Origin of the sequence: uncultured Pseudomonas sp., from assembly GCF_913777995.1 — a bacterium.
In the GTDB taxonomy this organism is placed as follows: domain Bacteria; phylum Pseudomonadota; class Gammaproteobacteria; order Pseudomonadales; family Pseudomonadaceae; genus Aquipseudomonas.
In genome coordinates, this window is sequence record NZ_CAJYVE010000024.1 from 186159 (window position 1) to 204478 (window position 18320).

Annotated in this window: 15 protein-coding genes; 9 read left to right on the plus strand and 6 right to left on the minus strand. The window is 63.1% G+C overall.

Features of this window, described 5'->3' with window-relative positions; translation table 11 throughout:
* Positions 1–18: 18 nt before the first annotated feature.
* Both QZ497_RS10400 and QZ497_RS10405 read right to left on the minus strand, forming a co-directional pair.
* The gene (locus tag QZ497_RS10400; RefSeq protein WP_295473974.1) at positions 19–1020 is read right to left on the minus strand and encodes an NAD(P)-dependent oxidoreductase; all 1002 of its coding nucleotides are present in this window, start codon (positions 1018–1020) and stop codon (positions 19–21) included.
* A gap of 55 nt (positions 1021–1075) precedes the next feature.
* Positions 1076–1963, minus strand: a complete 888-nt coding sequence (locus QZ497_RS10405) for a LysR family transcriptional regulator ArgP (protein ID WP_295473976.1) — start codon at positions 1961–1963, stop codon at positions 1076–1078.
* A 96-nt stretch (positions 1964–2059) separates the two neighbouring features.
* Between QZ497_RS10405 and QZ497_RS10410 the strand changes: the two genes are divergently transcribed.
* The 7 genes from QZ497_RS10410 to QZ497_RS10440 all read left to right on the plus strand — a co-directional run bounded on the left by QZ497_RS10410 (position 2060) and on the right by QZ497_RS10440 (position 11296).
* Positions 2060–2662 carry a LysE/ArgO family amino acid transporter gene (locus tag QZ497_RS10410; RefSeq protein ID WP_295473979.1) on the plus strand — a complete coding sequence of 201 codons (603 nt, stop codon included), beginning with the start codon at positions 2060–2062 and terminating at the stop codon, positions 2660–2662.
* Between the two features lie 198 nt (positions 2663–2860).
* Complete coding sequence (locus tag QZ497_RS10415; RefSeq protein ID WP_295473982.1) at positions 2861–3442, plus strand: Fe-Mn family superoxide dismutase; 582 nt, start codon at positions 2861–2863, stop codon at positions 3440–3442.
* 381 nt (positions 3443–3823) lie between these two features.
* A complete protein-coding gene (locus QZ497_RS10420) occupies positions 3824–5875 on the plus strand; it encodes a bifunctional diguanylate cyclase/phosphodiesterase (RefSeq protein WP_295473985.1) in 2052 nt (683 codons plus the stop codon).
* A gap of 196 nt (positions 5876–6071) precedes the next feature.
* Complete coding sequence (locus QZ497_RS10425; protein ID WP_295473989.1) at positions 6072–7436, plus strand: imelysin family protein; 1365 nt, start codon at positions 6072–6074, stop codon at positions 7434–7436.
* Between the two features lie 223 nt (positions 7437–7659).
* Complete coding sequence (locus tag QZ497_RS10430; protein WP_295473992.1) at positions 7660–9087, plus strand: di-heme oxidoredictase family protein; 1428 nt, start codon at positions 7660–7662, stop codon at positions 9085–9087.
* A gap of 28 nt (positions 9088–9115) precedes the next feature.
* On the plus strand, positions 9116–10180 hold the full coding sequence (locus QZ497_RS10435) for an imelysin family protein (RefSeq protein WP_295473994.1): 1065 nt from the start codon (positions 9116–9118) through the stop codon (positions 10178–10180).
* Between the two features lie 18 nt (positions 10181–10198).
* Complete coding sequence (locus tag QZ497_RS10440) at positions 10199–11296, plus strand: DUF1513 domain-containing protein (RefSeq protein WP_295474320.1); 1098 nt, start codon at positions 10199–10201, stop codon at positions 11294–11296.
* Positions 11297–11311: 15 nt separating this feature from the next.
* On the opposite strand, the gene QZ497_RS10445 is transcribed toward QZ497_RS10440, so the two are convergent.
* A complete protein-coding gene (locus QZ497_RS10445) occupies positions 11312–12010 on the minus strand; it encodes a hypothetical protein (RefSeq protein ID WP_295473997.1) in 699 nt (232 codons plus the stop codon).
* 255 nt (positions 12011–12265) lie between these two features.
* On the opposite strand from QZ497_RS10445, the gene QZ497_RS10450 reads away from it, so the two are divergent.
* Together QZ497_RS10450 and QZ497_RS10455 are read left to right on the plus strand one after the other, a co-directional pair.
* Positions 12266–13417, plus strand: a complete 1152-nt coding sequence (locus tag QZ497_RS10450; protein ID WP_295473999.1) for an efflux RND transporter periplasmic adaptor subunit — start codon at positions 12266–12268, stop codon at positions 13415–13417.
* Positions 13418–13431: 14 nt separating this feature from the next.
* Positions 13432–16458, plus strand: coding sequence for a multidrug efflux RND transporter permease subunit (locus QZ497_RS10455; protein WP_295474001.1), 3027 nt, complete (start codon positions 13432–13434; stop codon positions 16456–16458).
* Between the two features lie 60 nt (positions 16459–16518).
* Here QZ497_RS10455 and QZ497_RS10460 read toward each other — a convergent pair whose 3' ends face one another.
* From QZ497_RS10460 to QZ497_RS10470, 3 genes are read right to left on the minus strand one after another with little or no spacing between them, the layout of a single operon-like run.
* Positions 16519–16746, minus strand: a complete 228-nt coding sequence (locus QZ497_RS10460) for a hypothetical protein (protein WP_295474003.1) — start codon at positions 16744–16746, stop codon at positions 16519–16521.
* Positions 16746–17453, minus strand: a complete 708-nt coding sequence (locus QZ497_RS10465; RefSeq protein ID WP_295474006.1) for a lipopolysaccharide kinase InaA family protein — start codon at positions 17451–17453, stop codon at positions 16746–16748. The genes QZ497_RS10460 and QZ497_RS10465 overlap by 1 nt, the downstream gene beginning before the upstream one ends.
* Before the next feature lie 16 nt (positions 17454–17469).
* Positions 17470–18162, minus strand: coding sequence for a class I SAM-dependent methyltransferase (locus QZ497_RS10470; protein ID WP_295474008.1), 693 nt, complete (start codon positions 18160–18162; stop codon positions 17470–17472).
* Between the last annotated feature and the right edge of the window lie 158 nt (positions 18163–18320).

An 18320-nucleotide genomic window follows, 5' to 3' on the forward strand; every position in this document is an offset into this window, starting at 1 on the left:
GATGTCGACCGCTGAGGACTACCGCGCCTGGTACATGTGCCCGGCCTTCCACCAGGCACAGAACTCGTCCAGCGCCGCCCACAGGCTGACCTGCGGCTCATAGCCCAGATAGTGCCGCGCCCGGGCGATATCGAGGGTGAAATCCTTGTTAAGCACCTGCACGCCGAGCCTCGACAGCGTCGGTTCGGGACGACCCGGCCAAAGCAGGCAGGCGGCCTCGTTGAGCATGGCCATGCCGTAGGTCAGGCCGAACGGTCTGTAACGCCTGACCTGCGGCAACTGCATCTGGCGCATCACGTAGTTGATCGCATCCCAGATCGGCACTGGCTGGCCATTGCTGATGTTGTAGACCTGCCCCAACGCCTCGTCACCCACCTGAACGCTGCGCAGCAAGGCCTGATTCAGGTTGGCCATGCTGGTGAAATCGACACGGTTCAAGCCGTTGCCCACGATCGCCAGGCGGCGCTTTTCCTGCAGCCTGAGCAAGCGGGGGAAGATACTGCGATCCCCCGCGCCCGTCACCATTTGCGGACGCAACGCAATGACCTCCAGGCCGAACTCCTGCGCGCCGAACACTTTCTGCTCGGCCAGGTACTTGGTCTGCGCGTAGGCATTGGCAAAACGCCGGGGTACCTGGTCTTCGCGCACGTCGAGCCGCGAACGACCGTCGAAATACACCGACGGCGACGACAGATAGACCAGCCGCCGGACCTTCTGTTTCAGACAGGCTTCGACGACGTTTTCGGTGAGCTGCACATTGGCTTGCAGGAAATCCTGGCGACGCCCCCAGAATCCCACCGCGCCGGCGCAATGCACCACGGTATCGACATCGCTGCACAAGGCACGAACCCGATCGGCGTCGGCCAGGTCGGCCGCCATGCACTGCGCACCGCGCAGGGCCAGGGGCTCCAGCGCTTCGCCGCGCCGGGCAGTGACCCGCACGTCGAATCCGCGCTCCAGGGCGTAGCGCGCGAAGCGCCCGCCAATGAAGCCGCTCGCGCCAGTGACCAGAATCTTCATTTACTCATCCTTCAACACAGACCACGACACAGCCTGAAGACGCTTGGTTCTATCCTCAGGGCACCAGCCACTGCGCGGCCTGCTGGGCCAAGTGACTGGTCAGGCGGTTCAACAGCTGGCCACCATTGCGCCAATGATGCCAGTACAGGGGCACCTCGATGCAGTGCCCCGGCAAAAGATCGCGCAGGGTACCGTTGTGCAGTTGATCGCGCACCTGCAGATCCGGTACCAGCCCCCAGCCCAGACCGGCCTCCAGCATACGCACGAAGCCCTCGGAAGACGGGCACAGGTGGTGCTCGAAACTTTCGTGCAGGCCGAGTGACGCCAGGTAGCGATGCTGCAAGGTGTCATCCGGGCCGAACACCAGCACCGGTACGCGATTGAGCCGCGTCGCGTCCACTCCCTGCGGAAAATGCCGGGCGATGAATGTCGGGCTGGCCAGGGCGAGGTAGCGCATCGCCCCCAGGCGCAGGCTGCGCGCTCCGGACACCGGCCGTTCGCTGGCACACACGCAGGCGGCGACCTCACCGGCACGCATGCGCCGCAAGCCGACTTCCTGGTCTTCCACCACCAGGTCCAGCAGCAGGCGATGGTCGATGCAGAAGTCTCCAACCGCGCCCGCCCACCAGGTGGCCAGGCTGTCGGCGTTGAGCGCGATACGCAGCCGGTCAGGCAGCCCCTCTTCATCCAGGCTCGGCACCTGGCCCTGCAGGTCGCGTTCGAGCAGACGCACCTGCTGCACATGGTTGAGCAGCCGCTGGCCGATCTCGGTCGGGCCTGGCGGCGTGGAGCGCACCAGCACCGGCTGGCCCACGCGCGCTTCGAGCAGCTTGATGCGCTGCGACACCGCCGACTGGGAAATGCCCAGCACTTGGGCGGCACGTTCGAAGCCGACCTGTTCGACGACGGCCGCCAGCGCGGAAAGCAGCTTGTAATCGAACATCAGTTTTCCTAATGAGCAATGAGTAAGATTGATTTTTCTTATACAGGCAAGCAGCCCAGAATCGCTAGCCATTACTTCGACGCGGATGTTCCTCTCATGTGGCAAAGCTATGTAAACGGTCTGTTGGTGGCCTTCGGCCTGATCATGGCCATCGGTGCGCAAAACGCCTTCGTGTTGTCCCAGGGGCTGCGCCGCGAACACCATGTCTCGGTGGCCGCGCTGTGCATTCTCTGTGACGCGGTGCTGGTGGCCCTGGGTGTGTTCGGCCTGGCCAGCCTGCTGCTGCAGAACCCGACCCTGCTGGCCATCGCACGCTGGGGCGGCGTGCTGTTTCTGAGCTGGTACGGCATCCAGGCACTGCGCCGCGCCTGCGCCCGGCAGAGCCTGGAAAACAGCGCCACCCAGGGCGCACGCTCGCGCCGCGCGGTGCTGCTCAGTGCCCTGGCGGTGACCCTGCTCAACCCGCACGTGTACCTCGACACCGTGCTGCTGATCGGCTCACTGGGCGCCCAGCAGAGCATGCCGGGCGCCTATGTGGCAGGGGCCGCCAGCGCCTCGATGCTGTGGTTCTGTCTGCTGGCCTTCGGCGCGGCCTGGCTGGCCCCGTGGCTGGCCCGACCGACCACCTGGCGGCTGGTCGACCTGATGGTCGCGGTGATGATGTTCAGCATCGCGGTGCAACTGATGCGCGGCGTCTGATTACGTCATGCCACGTTCATCCAGCGCCGCGGAACCTCTATTCCATACAGTTGTTACGTGGTTAACCCGCAGACCCGGTGCTATGATCCGGGACCTGTGCCGCATAGAGAGTGGAAAACTCCCGGCGCACTGCTGTTTTGGATGGCCGCACCGTGAGCGGCCCCGCGACGAACGCATAGACCTGAAAGGAGATGAACCATGGCTTTTGAATTGCCGCCACTGCCCTACGCCAAAGATGCACTGGTACCGCACATTTCCCCGGAAACCCTGGAATACCATCACGACAAGCACCACAACACCTACGTCGTGAACCTGAACAACCTGGTGCCGGGTACCGAGTTCGAAGGCAAGTCCCTGGAAGAAATCATCAAGACCTCTTCGGGCGGCATCTTCAACAACGCAGCTCAGGTCTGGAACCACACCTTCTACTGGAACTGCCTGTCGCCAAACGGTGGCGGCCAGCCAACCGGTGCCCTGGCCGATGCCATCAACGCTGCGTTCGGTTCCTTCGACAAGTTCAAGGAAGAGTTCAGCAAGGTCACCATCGCCACCTTCGGTTCCGGCTGGGGCTGGCTGGTCAAGAAAGCTGACGGCTCCCTGGCCCTGGCCAGCACCATCGGCGCCGGCAACCCGCTGACCAGCGGCGACACCCCGCTGCTGACCTGCGACGTCTGGGAACACGCCTACTACATCGACTACCGCAACCTGCGTCCGAAGTACGTCGAGGCGTTCTGGAACCTGGTCAACTGGGACTTCGTGGCTCAGCAATACGCAGCCTGATCCCCGTTTCCAACAAGAAACCCGGCCATTGCCGGGTTTTTTGTTGCCTGCCAAAACCCTCGGGGCGGTGCAGCAACCCCGGGGCCTGGCTGAAAGTCCCCGGCTTGAGCGGCCGGGCAAAACGCCCGGCAAACCCGCGCAAAGTTTCGCATTGCCCGGCCACAAATGAGCTTCAATAAAGCGATAGCGAAGCAATATCGCTTTTTGTATCGTGCAGGTTCCTGCTCAAGTTCCTCCCCTGTGCGTCCGACACAGTGACATGCACCTGCCTGCGCAGGCAGGCAGCAACGGCCTGGCATATCAGGCCGGCACAGGGAGGCAGGCGATTCGAAGGGTTGTCGATGACGTCAAGGTTCCCGAAACGGATTAAGGAATGACCTCTTGAAGCTGGAACTCAGAAACAGTCTGTCGGTGAAACTGCTGCGCGTCGTCCTGCTCTGCGCGCTGGTCGTCGGCGTGGCATTGAGTTGCGCGCAGATCATCTTCGATGCCTACAAGACCCGCCAGGCCGTGGCCGCCGATGCCGGTCGTATCCTCGACATGTTCCGCGACCCGTCCACCCAGGCGGTGTACAGCCTTGACCGGGAAATGGGCATGCAGGTCATCGAGGGGCTGTTCCAGGACGCCTCGGTACGCCAGGCCTCCATTGGCCATCCCAACGAGACCGTGCTGGCGGAAAAGGAACGCCCACTGGAAACCTCCGGCAGTCGCTGGCTGACTGACCTGATTCTGGGCCAGGAACGCAGCTTCACCACACAACTGACCGGCCGCCCCCCCTACAACGAATATTACGGCGACCTGCGCATCACTCTGGACACCGCGCATTATGGCGAAAGCTTCCTGATGAGCGCGCTGATCATTTTCATTTCCGGCACCCTGCGCGCCCTGGCCATGGGCCTGGTGCTGTACCTGGTGTATCACTGGATGCTCACCAAGCCGCTGTCGAAGATCATCGAGTCGCTGACCGAGATCAACCCCGACCGCCCTAGCGAACATCAGTTGCCGCGCCTGAAGGGTCATGAGAAGAACGAGCTGGGTCTGTGGATCGATACCGCCAACCAGTTACTGGCGTCCATCGAGCGCAACACCCACCTGCGCCACGAAGCCGAAAGCAGCCTGCAGCGCATGGCCCAGTACGACTTCCTCACCGGCCTGCCCAACCGCCAGCAATTGCAGGAACAGCTGGACAAGATTCTCGACGAGGCCGGACGCCTGCAGCGGCGAGTCGCCGTACTGTGCGTGGGCCTGGATGACTTCAAGGGCATCAACGAGCAGTTCAGCTACCAGGCGGGTGACCAACTGCTGCTGGCCCTGGCCGACCGCTTGCGGGTCCACAGTGGCCGGCTCGGTGCCCTGGCGCGCCTGGGCGGCGATCAGTTCGCACTGGTGCAGGCCGACATCGAGCAGCCCTACGAAACCGCCGAACTGGCGCAGAACATCCTCGACGACCTGGAAGCCCCCTTCGCCCTGGAGCAGCATGAGATCCGTCTGCGCGCCACCATCGGCATCACCCTGTTCCCCGAAGATGGCGACAGCACCGAGAAGCTGCTGCAAAAGGCCGAACAGACCATGACGCTGGCCAAGAGCCGCTCGCGCAACCGTTACCAGTTCTATATCGCCAGCGTCGACAGCGAGATGCGCCGGCGCCGTGAACTGGAGAAGGAACTGCGTGAGGCGCTGCCACGTAACCAACTGTTCCTGGTCTACCAGCCACAGGTCAGCTACCGCGACCATGCCGTAATGGGCGTAGAGGCGCTGATCCGCTGGAAACATCCTGAGCACGGCCTGGTGCCGCCCGACGTGTTCATTCCCCTTGCCGAACAGAATGGCACCATCATCGCCATCGGCGAATGGGTGCTCGACCAGGCCTGCCGACAGTTGCGCGAGTGGCACGACCAAGGCTTCAGCGAACTGCGCATGGCCGTGAACCTGTCGACCGTACAGCTGCACCACACCGAGCTGCCGAGGGTGGTCAACAACCTGCTGCAGATCTACCGCCTGCCGCCGCGCAGCCTGGAACTGGAAGTCACCGAGACCGGCCTGATGGAAGACATCAGCACCGCAGCCCAGCACCTGCTGAGCCTGCGTCGCTCGGGGGCGCTGATCGCCATCGACGACTTCGGCACCGGCTATTCGTCATTGAGCTACCTCAAGAGCCTGCCGCTGGACAAGATCAAGATCGACAAGAGCTTCGTCCAGGACCTCATCGTCGATGACGACGACGCAACCATCGTGCGGGCCATCATCCAGCTCGGCAAGAGCCTGGGCATGCAGGTGATCGCCGAAGGCGTGGAAACCGCCGAACAGGAAGCCTATGTGATTTCCGAAGGCTGTCACGAAGGCCAGGGCTATTTCTACAGCAAGCCGCTGCCGGGTCGGGAATTGCTGGCCTACCTGAAGCAGGCCAAGCGTCGCAGCGCGGCCACGCTATAACCTCGTCGGCACTCGCCGCCCGGCTTCCAAGGGCTGCTGCCGGGGTCCCTTCGAAAACTCCAGTTACATCCGACGATGATCGGCTCCTGCGTTTAAAGGCGTTATGCCTTTACATCGAATGCAAATCTTTCGCATCATGTCGCAGTTTTTTCGGGCGCCTGGCGCCATCACCCCTTCCTAGACGCAGGATTTCGTCATGATTCGTATGCCTCTGGCATCCGCCAGTCTGCTGGCCATCGCTATCTCCCTCGCCGGTTGCGGCGAAGGCAAGGACAAGGCTGCCGCTCCGGCACCCGCCTCCACCCCGGCCCCTGCTGCCGCCCCAGCGGCGCCGGCCCCCGCCGCAGGCGCCACCACCAGCACCGGTCAATTGGATGAAGCCGCCGCCAAGGCCGTGGTCGCCAACTACAGCAGCATGGTCTATGCCGTATTCAGCGATGCCCACGATGCAGCCAAGAAGCTGCAGACTGCGGTAGACGAGTTCCTCGCCACCCCGAACGACAAGACCCTCAAGGCTGCCCGCGATGCCTGGCTGGCCGCGCGCATTCCTTACATGCAGAGCGAAGTGTTCCGCTTCGGCAATACCATCATCGACGACTGGGAAGGTCAGGTTAATGCCTGGCCGCTGGACGAAGGCCTGATCGACTATGTCGCCAAGGACTACCAGCACGCTCTGGGCAACCCGGGCGCCACCGCCAACATCATCGCCAACACCGAGATCCAGGTGGGCGAAGACAAGGTCGACGTCAAGGAAATCACGCCTGAGAAACTGGCCAGCCTCAACGAGCTGGGCGGTTCGGAAGCCAACGTCGCGACCGGCTATCACGCCATCGAGTTCCTGCTGTGGGGCCAGGACCTGCACGGCAACGGCCCGGGTGCCGGCGAGCGCCCGGCCAGCGATTACCTCGAAGGCGCCGGCGCCACCGGAGGTCACAACGACCGTCGTCGTGCCTACCTGAAAGCCGTCACCGAGCTGCTGGTCAGTGACCTGGAAGAAATGGTCGACAACTGGAAACCAGGTGTGGCCGACAACTACCGCGCCAGCCTGGAGGCCGAGTCGGGCGAAAGCGGCCTGCGCAAGATGCTCTTCGGCATGGGCAGCCTGTCGCTCGGCGAACTGGCCGGCGAACGCATGAAAGTCGCCCTGGAAGCCAACTCCAGCGAAGACGAGCACGACTGCTTCAGCGACAACACGCACAACTCGCACTACTACAACGGCCTAGGCATCCGTAACGTCTACCTGGGTGAATACACCCGCACCGACGGCACCAAGATCAGCGGCCCGAGCCTGTCGTCGCTGGTGGCCAAGGCCGATGCGGCCACCGACGCCACCCTGCGCGCCGACCTGGACAGCACCCAGGCCAAGCTGCAGGTACTGGTCGACCGCGCCAACAAAGGCGAGCACTTCGACCAACTGATCGCTGCGGGCAACACCGAAGGCAACCAAGTGGTGCGCGACGCCATCGGTGCCCTGGTCAAGCAGACCGGTGCCATCGAGCAGGCCGCTGGCAAGCTGGGCATCACCGACCTGAACCCTGACAACGCCGATCACGATTTCTGATCCGGCCCAGGCAGGTGTGCCATCCAATGCCGGTCAGTACGCTGACCGGCATTTTTCTGCGCCGGGATCGTTCATCCGGAGGGGGCAAGGATTGTGCAAGTCCAACCCTGAGCAATTCGTAACAACAGGTTGCACAGCCTCTGCTGAACGATAATCCCTCTTATTCCAGATCCGCAGGGCTGTTAAGCTGCTCGCCCTGAATTTCGGCTGTTGCAGACCCCGTATGACCCCGTCGCTGCGTATCCCCCTCAGTCTTCTGCTCGCCTTGCTCCTGAGCGGATGCGATGACGCCCCGCGCTTTACCAAAGCCGAACCCGGCGAAGCGCTCTCGGGCGGCAGTGCTACGGTGCAGCGACGCGACCAGAACGCCTTCGCCCTGCCCTCGGCAAATCTGCCGCCGGTGCGCCGCGTGGATTTCAGCGTAGGCAACAGTTTCTTCCGCAACCCCTGGGTCATCGCCCCGTCCACCACCACCGCGCGCGATGGCCTGGGCCCGTTGTTCAACACCAACGCCTGCCAGAACTGTCATATCCGGGATGGTCGCGGGCATCCGCCCGAGCCAGGTGACAACAATGCCGTATCGATGCTGGTACGTTTGTCGATTCCCGGTGGCGAGGCTTCGGCGCAGGCTCTGCAGCGCATCGGCGTAGTGCCCGAGCCGGTGTACGGCACGCAACTGCAGGACATGGCGATTCCGGGCGTCGTTCCGGAAGGCAAGGTGCGGGTCGAGTACGACCCGCTGGTGATGCGTTTTCGCGACGGCACCGAGGTGGAACTGCGCCAGCCGACGCTGCGCATCACCCACCTGGGCTATGGCCCGCTGCATCCGGAAACCCGGGTCTCGGCGCGCATCGCCCCGCCGATGATCGGCCTGGGGCTGCTGGAGGCCATTCCCGAGACGGCGATCCTGGCCAACGCCGACCCGGACGACAAGAACGACGACGGCATTTCCGGACGCCCCAACTGGGTCTGGGATGAGGCTCGCCAGCAGGTCGACCTTGGGCGTTTCGGCTGGAAAGCCGGCCAGCCCAGCCTCAACCAGCAGAACGCCCACGCCTTCGCCGGCGACATGGGGCTGACCACCCACCTGCTGCCCCACGACGACTGCACATCGGCGCAGACGGCCTGCCAGCAGGCGCCCAATGGCAATGGCCCGGACGGCGAACCGGAGGTCAGCGACAACATCCTGCGCCTGGTCGAGTTCTATACCCGCAACCTCGGCGTGCCGGCGCGCCGTGCGGTCGACGACCCGCAGGTACTGGCCGGCAAGAGCCTGTTCTTCAAGGCCGGTTGCAACCAGTGCCACACGCCGCAGTTCACCACCCGCAGCGACGCCGCCGAACCGGAACTGGCCAATCAGGTCATTCGCCCCTATACCGACCTGCTGCTGCACGACATGGGTGAAGGCCTGGCCGACAACCGCAGCGAGTTCCAGGCCAATGGCCGGGAATGGCGCACGCCGCCCCTGTGGGGGCTGGGCCTGACCCAGGCGGTCAGCGGACATACCCAGTTGCTGCATGATGGCCGGGCGCGCAATGTACTGGAGGCAATCCTCTGGCATGGCGGCGAAGCGCAGGCCGCGCAGCGGCAGGTGCTGGCGTTCGATGCCGAACAGCGCGCGGCCTTGCTGAGCTTCCTCAATTCATTATGATTGCCTGCCCTTAACCAAGGAGCCCGAGATGTTCCGTCCCAAGCTGTTGTTCACCAGCCTCGCCGCCCTGGCGCTGGGCGCCTGTACCCCCGCCGATCCGCAGGCCGTGACCTCGGCGGCGATCGCCAAACAGGTGATCCTGCCTACCTACAGCCGCTGGGTAGAGGCGGACCGGCAACTGGCGGCCAGCGCCTTGGCGTTCTGCGAAGGCAAGACCGACCTGCAGACCGCTCGTGCGGACTTCCTCAAGGCACAGAAGACCTGGGCCGAGCTGCAGCCTCTGCTGATCGGGCCACTGGCCGAGAGCAATCGTGCCTGGCAGGTCCAGTTCTGGCCGGACAAGAAAAACCTGGTGGGCCGTCAGGTCGAGCAACTGGTGGCGGCGCAGCCTTCGATCAGCGTCGAGGAACTGACCAAGGCCAGCGTCGTGGTCCAGGGTCTGTCGGCCTACGAATACATTCTCTTCGACGCCGACATCGACATGGCCAATGCCCAGCAGAAGGCCCGCTATTGCCCGCTGCTGACCGCCATCGGTGCACGCCAGAAGCTGCTCGCCGAAGAAATCCTCAACAGCTGGAACAGCAACGACGGCATGCTGGCGCAGTTGAGCAAGTTCCCCAACAACCGGTATGCCGACTCCCATGAGGCGATCGCCGAGCTGCTTCGCGTACAGGTCACCGCCTTGGATACGCTCAAGAAGAAACTGGGTACGCCGCTGGGCCGCCAGTCCAAGGGCGTACCACAGCCATTCCAGGCTGACTCCTGGCGCAGCCAGTCATCGCTCAGCAGCCTGCAGGCCAGCTTGGCGAGTGCCGAGACCGTGTGGGCAGGTGTCGACAACAAGGGCCTACGCAGCCTCCTGCCCGCCGAGCAGAAGCCCCTGGCCGACAAGATCGACGCGGCCTACGCCAACAGTCGCAAGCTGTTGGCCGAACTCAAGCCGCCGCTGGCCGACCTGCTGGCCAGCGAAGCCGGGCGCCAGCAGCTCAATGCGTTCTATGACAGCCTGAATGCCGTCCACCGCCTGCATGAGGGCGAGCTGGCCAAGGCACTGGGCATTCAGTTGGGCTTCAATGCCAACGACGGCGACTGATCGGAGGAAGAGCAGATGATGCTGCGACGTCAGGCCCTGGCTCTGGGCAGCCTGCTGCTGAGTGCGTTCACGCTGGGCGGCTGGAGTCTGTTCCGCCACAAGGACAGCGGCCCACTGCTGCTATCGGCGCGTGACGATGCCGATGGCAAGCACTACGCCGTGGGCTATCGACTGGACGGCAAGCAGGTGTTCGCCACCGAGGTCGCCCAACGTTGCCATGACATCATCAACCATCCTGAACTGCCGCTGGCGGTATTCATCGCGCGGCGTCCGGGCACGCAGAGCTACCTCATCGACCTGCGTAGCGGCCAGTTGCTGCAGACCATCGAGTCGCAACCCGACCGGCACTTCTATGGGCATGCGGTGATTCACAAGGATGGGGAATGGCTATACGCCACGGAGAATGACACCCGCGACCCAGGGCGCGGTGTACTGGGGGTGTATCGCTTCGTCGATCAGCGTCTGGAACATGCAGGTGAAATTCCGACCCATGGTATCGGGCCGCATCAGGTGTCGTGGATGCCGGACGGCGAAACCCTGATCGTCGCCAATGGCGGGATTCGCACCGAGGCCGAAAGCCGGGTGGAGATGAACCTCGATGCCATGGAGCCGAGCCTGGTGCTGATGAAGCGCGACGGTACGCTGTTGAGCAAGGAACTCCTGAGCCAACAGATGAACAGCGTGCGTCACCTGGCGGTGGCCAGCGACGGCACCATCGTGGCGGGACAGCAGTTCATGGGCGACTCGACGACCCTGGCCGAGCTGCTGGCGATCAAGCGCCCGGGCCAGCCATTCCAGGCGTTTGCGGTGGCCGAAGAGCAGCTGCGCAGCATGAACCACTATACGGCAAGCGTCGCCATTCATGACGAGCTGCGCCTGGTGGCCTTGACCGCCCCCAGGGCCAACCGGTTCTTCATCTGGGATCTGGACAGCGCAGCCTTGAAACTGGACGCCTCCATGCCGGACTGCGCCGGCGTCGGTGCGGTGGCCGACGGGTTTGTGGTGACCTCTGGCCAGGGTCGCTGCCGCTTCTACGACTGCCGCCAGGCAAGCCTGCAGCCCAAACCACTGGAGCTGCCCAGCGCATTCTGGGACAACCACCTGCATCTGGCCTGATGGGTCTGCACCGGCTCAGGGGGCCTGCACCAGCTCTTCTGCCCTGATTCGCTCGATCACGCTGCGGGCCCGCGCCTGGCAAGCCTGCGGCGGGGCTTCATGCAGGTGCCTGTCCAGCTCAGGATCGCGCACGCAGCGAGCCTCTTCGGTGGCCAGGCGACTGGCCATTTCTTCCTGATGCTGGCGGATGGTGTCGAGGGTGTCGGCAATCACTTGCAATTGGGCGACCGGCTCGCGGCGTGATGAGGCGGGGCCTGTCGCTCCCTGTCGAAGGATATCGGCCCCCCGCATGAGCTCGGCCTGTTTCTTGAGGGCGCGTAAACGGCTTTCATTGACCTCCAGTGCATGGCGCAGGTGTTCCACACTTCTGGAGTACTCACGGGCGACGCGGGTTTCTTCCATCAACAGGACTTCCTGCTCGGCGATTTCACCGGCGACCTGCAGCGCTCGTTCATCTTCAGAGCGGTCGAGTGACTGGCGAAGTTCATCGGTGAGCGTCCTCAGTCGCCTCTGGGTCTGATGCACTTCCCTGCCGGCCAGGATATTCTTCGCCATCAGGTTGGCCAGGCTGGATCGCCCTGTCTCGACCAGCGCCTCGACCTCAAGCAGCTCGTGGTCCAGCACCCGCCAGGCCTGGTAGACCACGGTATCTTCGGCGGCATCCTGCAGGCCGCCACGCAAGGCAATCAGCAGTTTCGTCCATGTGGGACCCATCGCAATTCTTCCTTCTTTTATGGCGATTTTCTGAAAGCGTTCGTATTGAAATACGGGGCAAGGAAAAAGATGGCATAGGTAACTAACTGAATATGCAAGAAACAGCGTTTACATATGTAGGAGTATTCCTCAGATTTTGAAGTTATCCATTCACCCAGCCCTTCGAAGATCAGGCTTGTAATAAAGCCGCCAGAGGCCGAATATCGCCAAATACCTGCAGGAGTTCATGCCGGTTTCTTTCCAGGGAAGTGACGCATGCTACGCCGCCGTATCCTGATCATGCTCGGGCTGGTACTGCTCGGTGTGCTGTTGCTCGCCGGCTACAAGGCCCTCTCGATCTATCGGCAGATCCAGCAGTTCAGCGCGCCCAAGCCGCCGGTCAGCGTGGCGGTGGCCACCGCGCGCGAACAACCCTGGCAAGCGCGGCTACCGGCCATCGGCACGCTCAAGGCCTTTCAGGGCGTCGAGCTGAGCCTTGAAGTCGCCGGCACGGTCAAGACGATCCAGTTCGAGTCGGGGCAGCCGGTGCGCGCCGGCCAGCCATTGCTGCAACTGGACAGCGATGTGGAGCGCGCCCAGCTGGCGACTGCCGAGGCAGACCTGGGTCTGGCCCGTGTCGAATATGGCCGCGGCAGCCGCCTGGTGGGCGATCAGGCCATCTCGCGGGGAGATTTCGACCGGCTCGCCGCCCAACAGCAGAAGTCTGCCGCCACCGTCAATCAGCTCAAGGCCGCGCTGGCCAAGAAGCAGATCCTCGCGCCCTTCGACGGCACCATCGGCATTCGCCAGGTGGACGTCGGCGCCTATCTGGCCAGTGGCACGGTCATCGCCACCCTGCAGGACCTGAGCAGCCTCTACCTCGACTTCAACGTGCCCGAGCAGAGCGTACCGCAGCTCGCCATCGGCCAGCCCGTACTGGCCGACGTTGCGGCATGGCCCGGACAGTCATTCGAAGGGCGCATCAGCGCGATCAATCCAAAGGTCGACGAAACCACCCGCAACGTGCAGGTTCGCGCGACCCTGCCCAACCCGGAACGACGCTTGCTGCCGGGCATGTTCGCCAGCCTGCAGGTGCAATTGCCCGGCAACGCTTCGCGTGTCCTGGTGCCTGAAACAGCCATTACCTACACCCTGTATGGCAACTCGGTGTACGTCGTCGTCGCCAGCCACGATGAGCAGGGCCAGGCGCAGATGAACGCCGAGGGCCAACCGCGCTGGCAGGTCGAGCGGCGCTCCGTGGAAACTGGCGAGCGACGCGATGGCCAGGTGATCATTCTCAAGGGCATCAAGGCCGGCGAGGTGGTGGTCAGCGGAGGCCAGTTGAAGCTCGACCAGGGCACCGAGGTCAAGCCGCTGGCCGACCCGACCCTTCCGGCCGCATCGGCCGGCCAGCCTGACGCCGGTTGAGCAGGTCATCCGCCATGGCCTTTACCGACCTGTTCATTCGCCGCCCGGTGCTGGCCACCGTGGTCAGCCTGCTGATCGTGCTGCTGGGCCTGCAGGCCTTCGGCAAGCTGAGCATCCGCCAGTACCCGCAGATGGAAAACGCGCTGATCACCGTCACCACCGCCTATCCCGGTGCCAATGCGGAAACCATCCAGGGCTACATCACCCAGCCCTTGCAACAGAGCCTGGCCAGCGCCGAAGGCATCGACTACATGACCTCGGTGAGCCGCCAGAATTTCTCGGTCATTTCCGTCTATGCGCGCATCGGCGCCGACAGCGACCGCCTGTACACGCAACTGCTGGCCAAGGCCAACGAGGTCAAGAACGAGCTGCCACAGGCCGCCGAAGACCCGGTACTGAGCAAGGAAGCCGCCGATGCCTCGGCGCTGATGTACATCAGCTTCTACAGCCCGCAATTGAGCAACCCGCAGATTACCGATTACCTGTCGCGGGTGATCCAGCCCAAGCTGGCCACCCTGCCCGGCATGGCCGAAGCGCAGATTCTCGGCAACCAGGTATTCGCCATGCGCCTGTGGCTCGACCCGGTGCGACTGGCCGGCTTCGGCCTCACCGCTGCCGACGTCACCGACGCGGTGCGTCGGCAGAACTTCCTGTCCGCCGCTGGTGAGGTCAAGGGCGAGTACGTGGTGACCAGCATCAATGCCGCCACCGAACTCAAGTCCGCCGAGGCCTTCGCCAACATTCCGGTGAAGGTCCAGGGTGACAGCCGGGTGCTGCTCGGCGACGTGGCGCGTGTCGAGATGGGCGCCGAGAACTACAACACCATCAGCTCCTTCGACGGCACGCCGTCGGTGTACATCGGCATCAAGAGCACGCCCAGCGCCAACCCGCTGGAGGTCATCAAGGAAGTGCGGCGGGTGATGCCGGAGATCGAAAGCCAGCTGCCACCAGGCCTGAAGGTGTCGATCGCCTACGACGCCACGTTGTTCATCCAGGCCTCCATCAATGAAGTGATCAAGACCCTGGCCGAGGCGGTACTGATCGTCATAGTCGTGGTGTTCCTGTTCCTCGGTGCCCTGCGCTCGGTACTGATCCCGGTGGTAACCATCCCGCTGTCGATGATCGGCGTACTGTTCTTCATGCAGTTGATGGGCTATTCGATCAACCTGCTGACCCTGTTGGCCATGGTCCTGGCCATCGGCCTGGTGGTGGACGACGCCATCGTCGTAGTGGAGAACATCCATCGCCACATCGAACAGGGCCAACGCCCGTTCGACGCAGCCTTGCAGGGTGCCAGGGAAATCGCCATGCCGGTGGTGTCGATGACCGTGACCCTGGCTGCGGTATACGCCCCCATCGGCTTCCTGCAAGGCCTGACCGGCGCGCTGTTCAAGGAATTCGCCCTGACCCTGGCGGGCGCGGTGGTGATTTCCGGCATCGTGGCCCTGACCCTCTCGCCGATGATGTGCGCCCTGCTGCTGCGACACGACAAGGCCCAAGGGGGGCTGGCCGCGCGCCTGGACCGGCTTTTCGACGGTCTGAAACGCCGGTACCAGCGCCTGCTGCACGGCACCCTGGAAACCCGCCCGGTGGTGCTGCTGTTCGGCGTTATCGTGCTGTGCCTGATTCCGGTGCTGCTGATGTTCAGCCGCTCGGAACTGGCGCCGGACGAAGACCAGGGCATCGTGTTCATGATGTCCACCTCACCGCAGACCACCAGCCTGGATTACATGAATGCCTACACCGATCAGTTCACCAAGGTGTTCAGGACCTTCCCGGAGTACTACTCCTCTTTCCAGATCAACGGCTTCAACGGCGTACAGACCGGCGTGGGCGGCTTTCTGCTCAAGCCCTGGGGCGAGCGCCAGCGCAGCCAGATGCAGATCCTTCCCGAAGTCCAGGCCAGGCTCGATGAAATACCCGGCCTGCAGATCTTCGGTTTCAACCTGCCGTCATTGCCGGGCACCGGTGAAGGCCTGCCATTCCAGTTCGTGATCAACAGCACCGGGGATTACCCCGCGCTGCTGGAGCTGGCCGAAAGGGTACGCAAGCGCGCCATGGCATCGGGCAAGTTCGCCTTCATGAGCGTCGACCTGGCGTTCGACAAGCCGGAGATCGTAGTCGACATCGACCGCGCCAAGGCGGCGCAGATGGGCGTCTCGATGCAAGACCTGGGCGGCACCCTGGCGACCCTGCTGGGCGAGTCGGAAATCAACCGCTTCAGCATCGACGGGCGCAGCTACAAGGTGATCGCCCAGGTGGAGCGCGCCTACCGCGACAACCCCGCCTGGCTGAACCGCTATTACGTCAGGAACGACCAGGGCAAGCTGCTGCCGCTGTCGACGCTGATCAGCGTCAGCGATCGGGCACGGCCACGCCAGCTCAACCAGTTCCAGCAACTGAACTCGGCGATCATCCAGGGCTTTCCCATCGCCAGCATGGGCGAAGCCATCGACACGGTGCGCACCATCGCGCAGGAGGAGGCACCCGCCGGCTTCGCCTTCGACTACGCCGGGGCCTCGCGGCAGTACGTGCAGGAAGGCAGCACGCTGTGGCTGACCTTCGCCCTGGCCTTGGCGATCATCTTCCTGGTGCTGGCGGCCCAGTTCGAAAGCTTCCGCGCTCCATTGGTGATTCTGGTGACCGTCCCGTTGTCGATCTGCGGCGCCCTGCTGCCGATGTTCCTCGGCGTGTCGAGCATGAACATCTATACCCAGGTTGGTTTGGTGACACTGATCGGGTTGATCAGCAAGCATGGCATCCTGATCGTGGAATTCGCCAATGGCCTGCGTCGGCAAGGCCTGGAGGCCAGGGAGGCAGTCGAACAGGCCGCCGCGATTCGCCTGCGCCCGGTGTTGATGACCACCGCAGCCATGGTGTTCGGCATGCTGCCGCTGATCTTCGCCAGCGGCGCCGGCGCGGTGAGCCGCTTCGACATCGGTATCGTCATCGCCACCGGCATGTCGGTGGGCACCTTGTTCACCCTGTTCGTGCTGCCTTGCGTGTATACCCTGCTGGCACCGAAAGCCGGAACTCGGTAAAAGCCCTGAAACGAAAAGGCCCCGGTATCGAAACCGGGGCCTTCATGTCAGGTGTGTCATTCAGCGTCGCACTCCCGTGCCCTGGGCCAGACTGTAGAGAAACAGCAGCAGGTCGTGGTCCGGCTGCGTCACCTGCTGGACCTTGGCCACCTTGGGCAAGGGACAATGCCCCTCGCCATGCGGCGTGCTCAGCACTTTGGTGGAGGGCTGCTCCCAGGCTGCAACTGCCATCGTCGTGGTGGCCAGGGCCGCGACGAGAAACAAACCTCGAGCCATTTCTAGTTTCATTAGCCTAACCCTTTGAGAGCGCTGCCAAACGCCGTCTGGTAAAAGTAGATCAACTTGTTCCAGTCAGCGACACTGAATGACGAATGGCGGCGCAATTGCTTCATGTCGTGCAGGGCAGCACCACGAGCGGTCAGACGTCGGCGGCCTTTTTCCAAGTCCAGCAAGGCCACCTGTGGCTGTGCCTGGTCACCCTGGCCGGTGACTTTCACGAATACATGCTTGCTGTACAGGCAGCTGTGCTGCCAGCGGCCGCGGTGCATGCGTGCCAGGGTCTCGCCGATGGCCTGTAGCAGGCGCTCGTGCACGGCCTCGCCGTAGCGCTCACGACCGCCACCGGCGTACCAATTGTCTATTTCTTCGAAGCCTTCGAGATTGGCCGTCACCAACAGAGCGCGCCATTGCTGACGTTCGTCACGTTCGGCGCCGCAATAGATGATTTCCGGCACCCGCACGCCCAGCCGGCGCAGGCCTTCAAGTGCATCGCGCTCACGCAGCACCGTCGGCCTGCCGAAGGGATGCAGCCAGCTACGGTACACATGGCCGATCTGGCGCTTGACATAAAGCAGCCCGCCGTCCTCGGCGCGAACACGCTGCACGCCGCTTTCTCCGCCACGCCGCACGTTGGGTGCCTCGACCCAGTCGCCCTGCAGCTGCCAGAACTGCCCGAAATCGTCGTTGCTTGTGTTCAGTGTCGCCTGCGCCGTCATTGACTGCCCATCCTGGTTATTGTTTGCGTAGCAGATAGACTCGCCACATCGCATATTTCGGCAGGAAGTCCAGGTGCTTCTGGATGCTGAATCCTGCCGCTTCGAATTCCTGCTCAACCGTTGCAGCCGGTAACACAAAACGGTTCTGGTAACTTTCGGCCCCACCGGACACCGGCTGCTCGCCCTGGCGCCGACGCTCAAGACGCTTGCGCTTCCAGGCCTTGAAGTTGCCATCGACCCATAGCGACACGATCACGCTGTCGCGGCTAACCCGTTGAAACTCACGCAGTAACGCCATCCGGTGTTCGGCCTGACCAATATGGTGCAGCAGGCGCATGCAGAAGATGCTGTCGACCGAATGGTCGGGCAGATCAATGGCAAAGGCAGAAGTTTGCAAAGTACGTACCCGTTGCACCACTTCGTCCGCCTGGCCCTGCCGAGCGGTCCTGAGCATGTCGGCCGAGTTGTCGGCGCCGATGATCATTCGGGTAGGGTGTTCAGCCAGCAACGGCCAGAAACGCCCGGCGCCGCAGGGCAAATCCAGCACCACACCGGGATCCCCGGCCAGTTGCAGCGCCTTGCGAGCCAGTTGCTCGTCCCGCTGATGGGACAGCCGACGCCAGAGACCGTTCCGATGTTTTTCAAGATATTGCCGCGCGTGGTCACGGTCGTATTTGTTGGAAAACTCCAGTTCGATACGCTTGCTCATGAGGGCTCTCCGCTTCAGATGCCTTCACGATAGGTGAACGGCCGTCCGCTTCAGGTCATGCACTCGTGAAAAAAACGTCGTCGAACGCGAGAGAATGTTTCCAGCAATTTCAAGGCGTTAGAAAGATCTTACAGACATATCCGAGACGGACAAGCGCG

Coding starts and splice junctions, on each gene's coding strand:
- QZ497_RS10400 (WP_295473974.1), bottom strand. CDS start 1,020: ATGAAGATTCTGGTCACTGGCGCGAGCGGCTTCATTGGCGGGCGCTTC.
- QZ497_RS10405 (WP_295473976.1), bottom strand. CDS start 1,963: ATGTTCGATTACAAGCTGCTTTCCGCGCTGGCGGCCGTCGTCGAACAG.
- QZ497_RS10410 (WP_295473979.1), top strand. CDS start 2,060: ATGTGGCAAAGCTATGTAAACGGTCTGTTGGTGGCCTTCGGCCTGATC.
- QZ497_RS10415 (WP_295473982.1), top strand. CDS start 2,861: ATGGCTTTTGAATTGCCGCCACTGCCCTACGCCAAAGATGCACTGGTA.
- QZ497_RS10425 (WP_295473989.1), top strand. CDS start 6,072: ATGATTCGTATGCCTCTGGCATCCGCCAGTCTGCTGGCCATCGCTATC.
- QZ497_RS10430 (WP_295473992.1), top strand. CDS start 7,660: ATGACCCCGTCGCTGCGTATCCCCCTCAGTCTTCTGCTCGCCTTGCTC.
- QZ497_RS10435 (WP_295473994.1), top strand. CDS start 9,116: ATGTTCCGTCCCAAGCTGTTGTTCACCAGCCTCGCCGCCCTGGCGCTG.
- QZ497_RS10440 (WP_295474320.1), top strand. CDS start 10,199: ATGCTGCGACGTCAGGCCCTGGCTCTGGGCAGCCTGCTGCTGAGTGCG.
- QZ497_RS10445 (WP_295473997.1), bottom strand. CDS start 12,010: ATGGGTCCCACATGGACGAAACTGCTGATTGCCTTGCGTGGCGGCCTG.
- QZ497_RS10450 (WP_295473999.1), top strand. CDS start 12,266: ATGCTACGCCGCCGTATCCTGATCATGCTCGGGCTGGTACTGCTCGGT.
- QZ497_RS10455 (WP_295474001.1), top strand. CDS start 13,432: ATGGCCTTTACCGACCTGTTCATTCGCCGCCCGGTGCTGGCCACCGTG.
- QZ497_RS10460 (WP_295474003.1), bottom strand. CDS start 16,746: ATGAAACTAGAAATGGCTCGAGGTTTGTTTCTCGTCGCGGCCCTGGCC.
- QZ497_RS10465 (WP_295474006.1), bottom strand. CDS start 17,453: ATGACGGCGCAGGCGACACTGAACACAAGCAACGACGATTTCGGGCAG.
- QZ497_RS10470 (WP_295474008.1), bottom strand. CDS start 18,162: ATGAGCAAGCGTATCGAACTGGAGTTTTCCAACAAATACGACCGTGAC.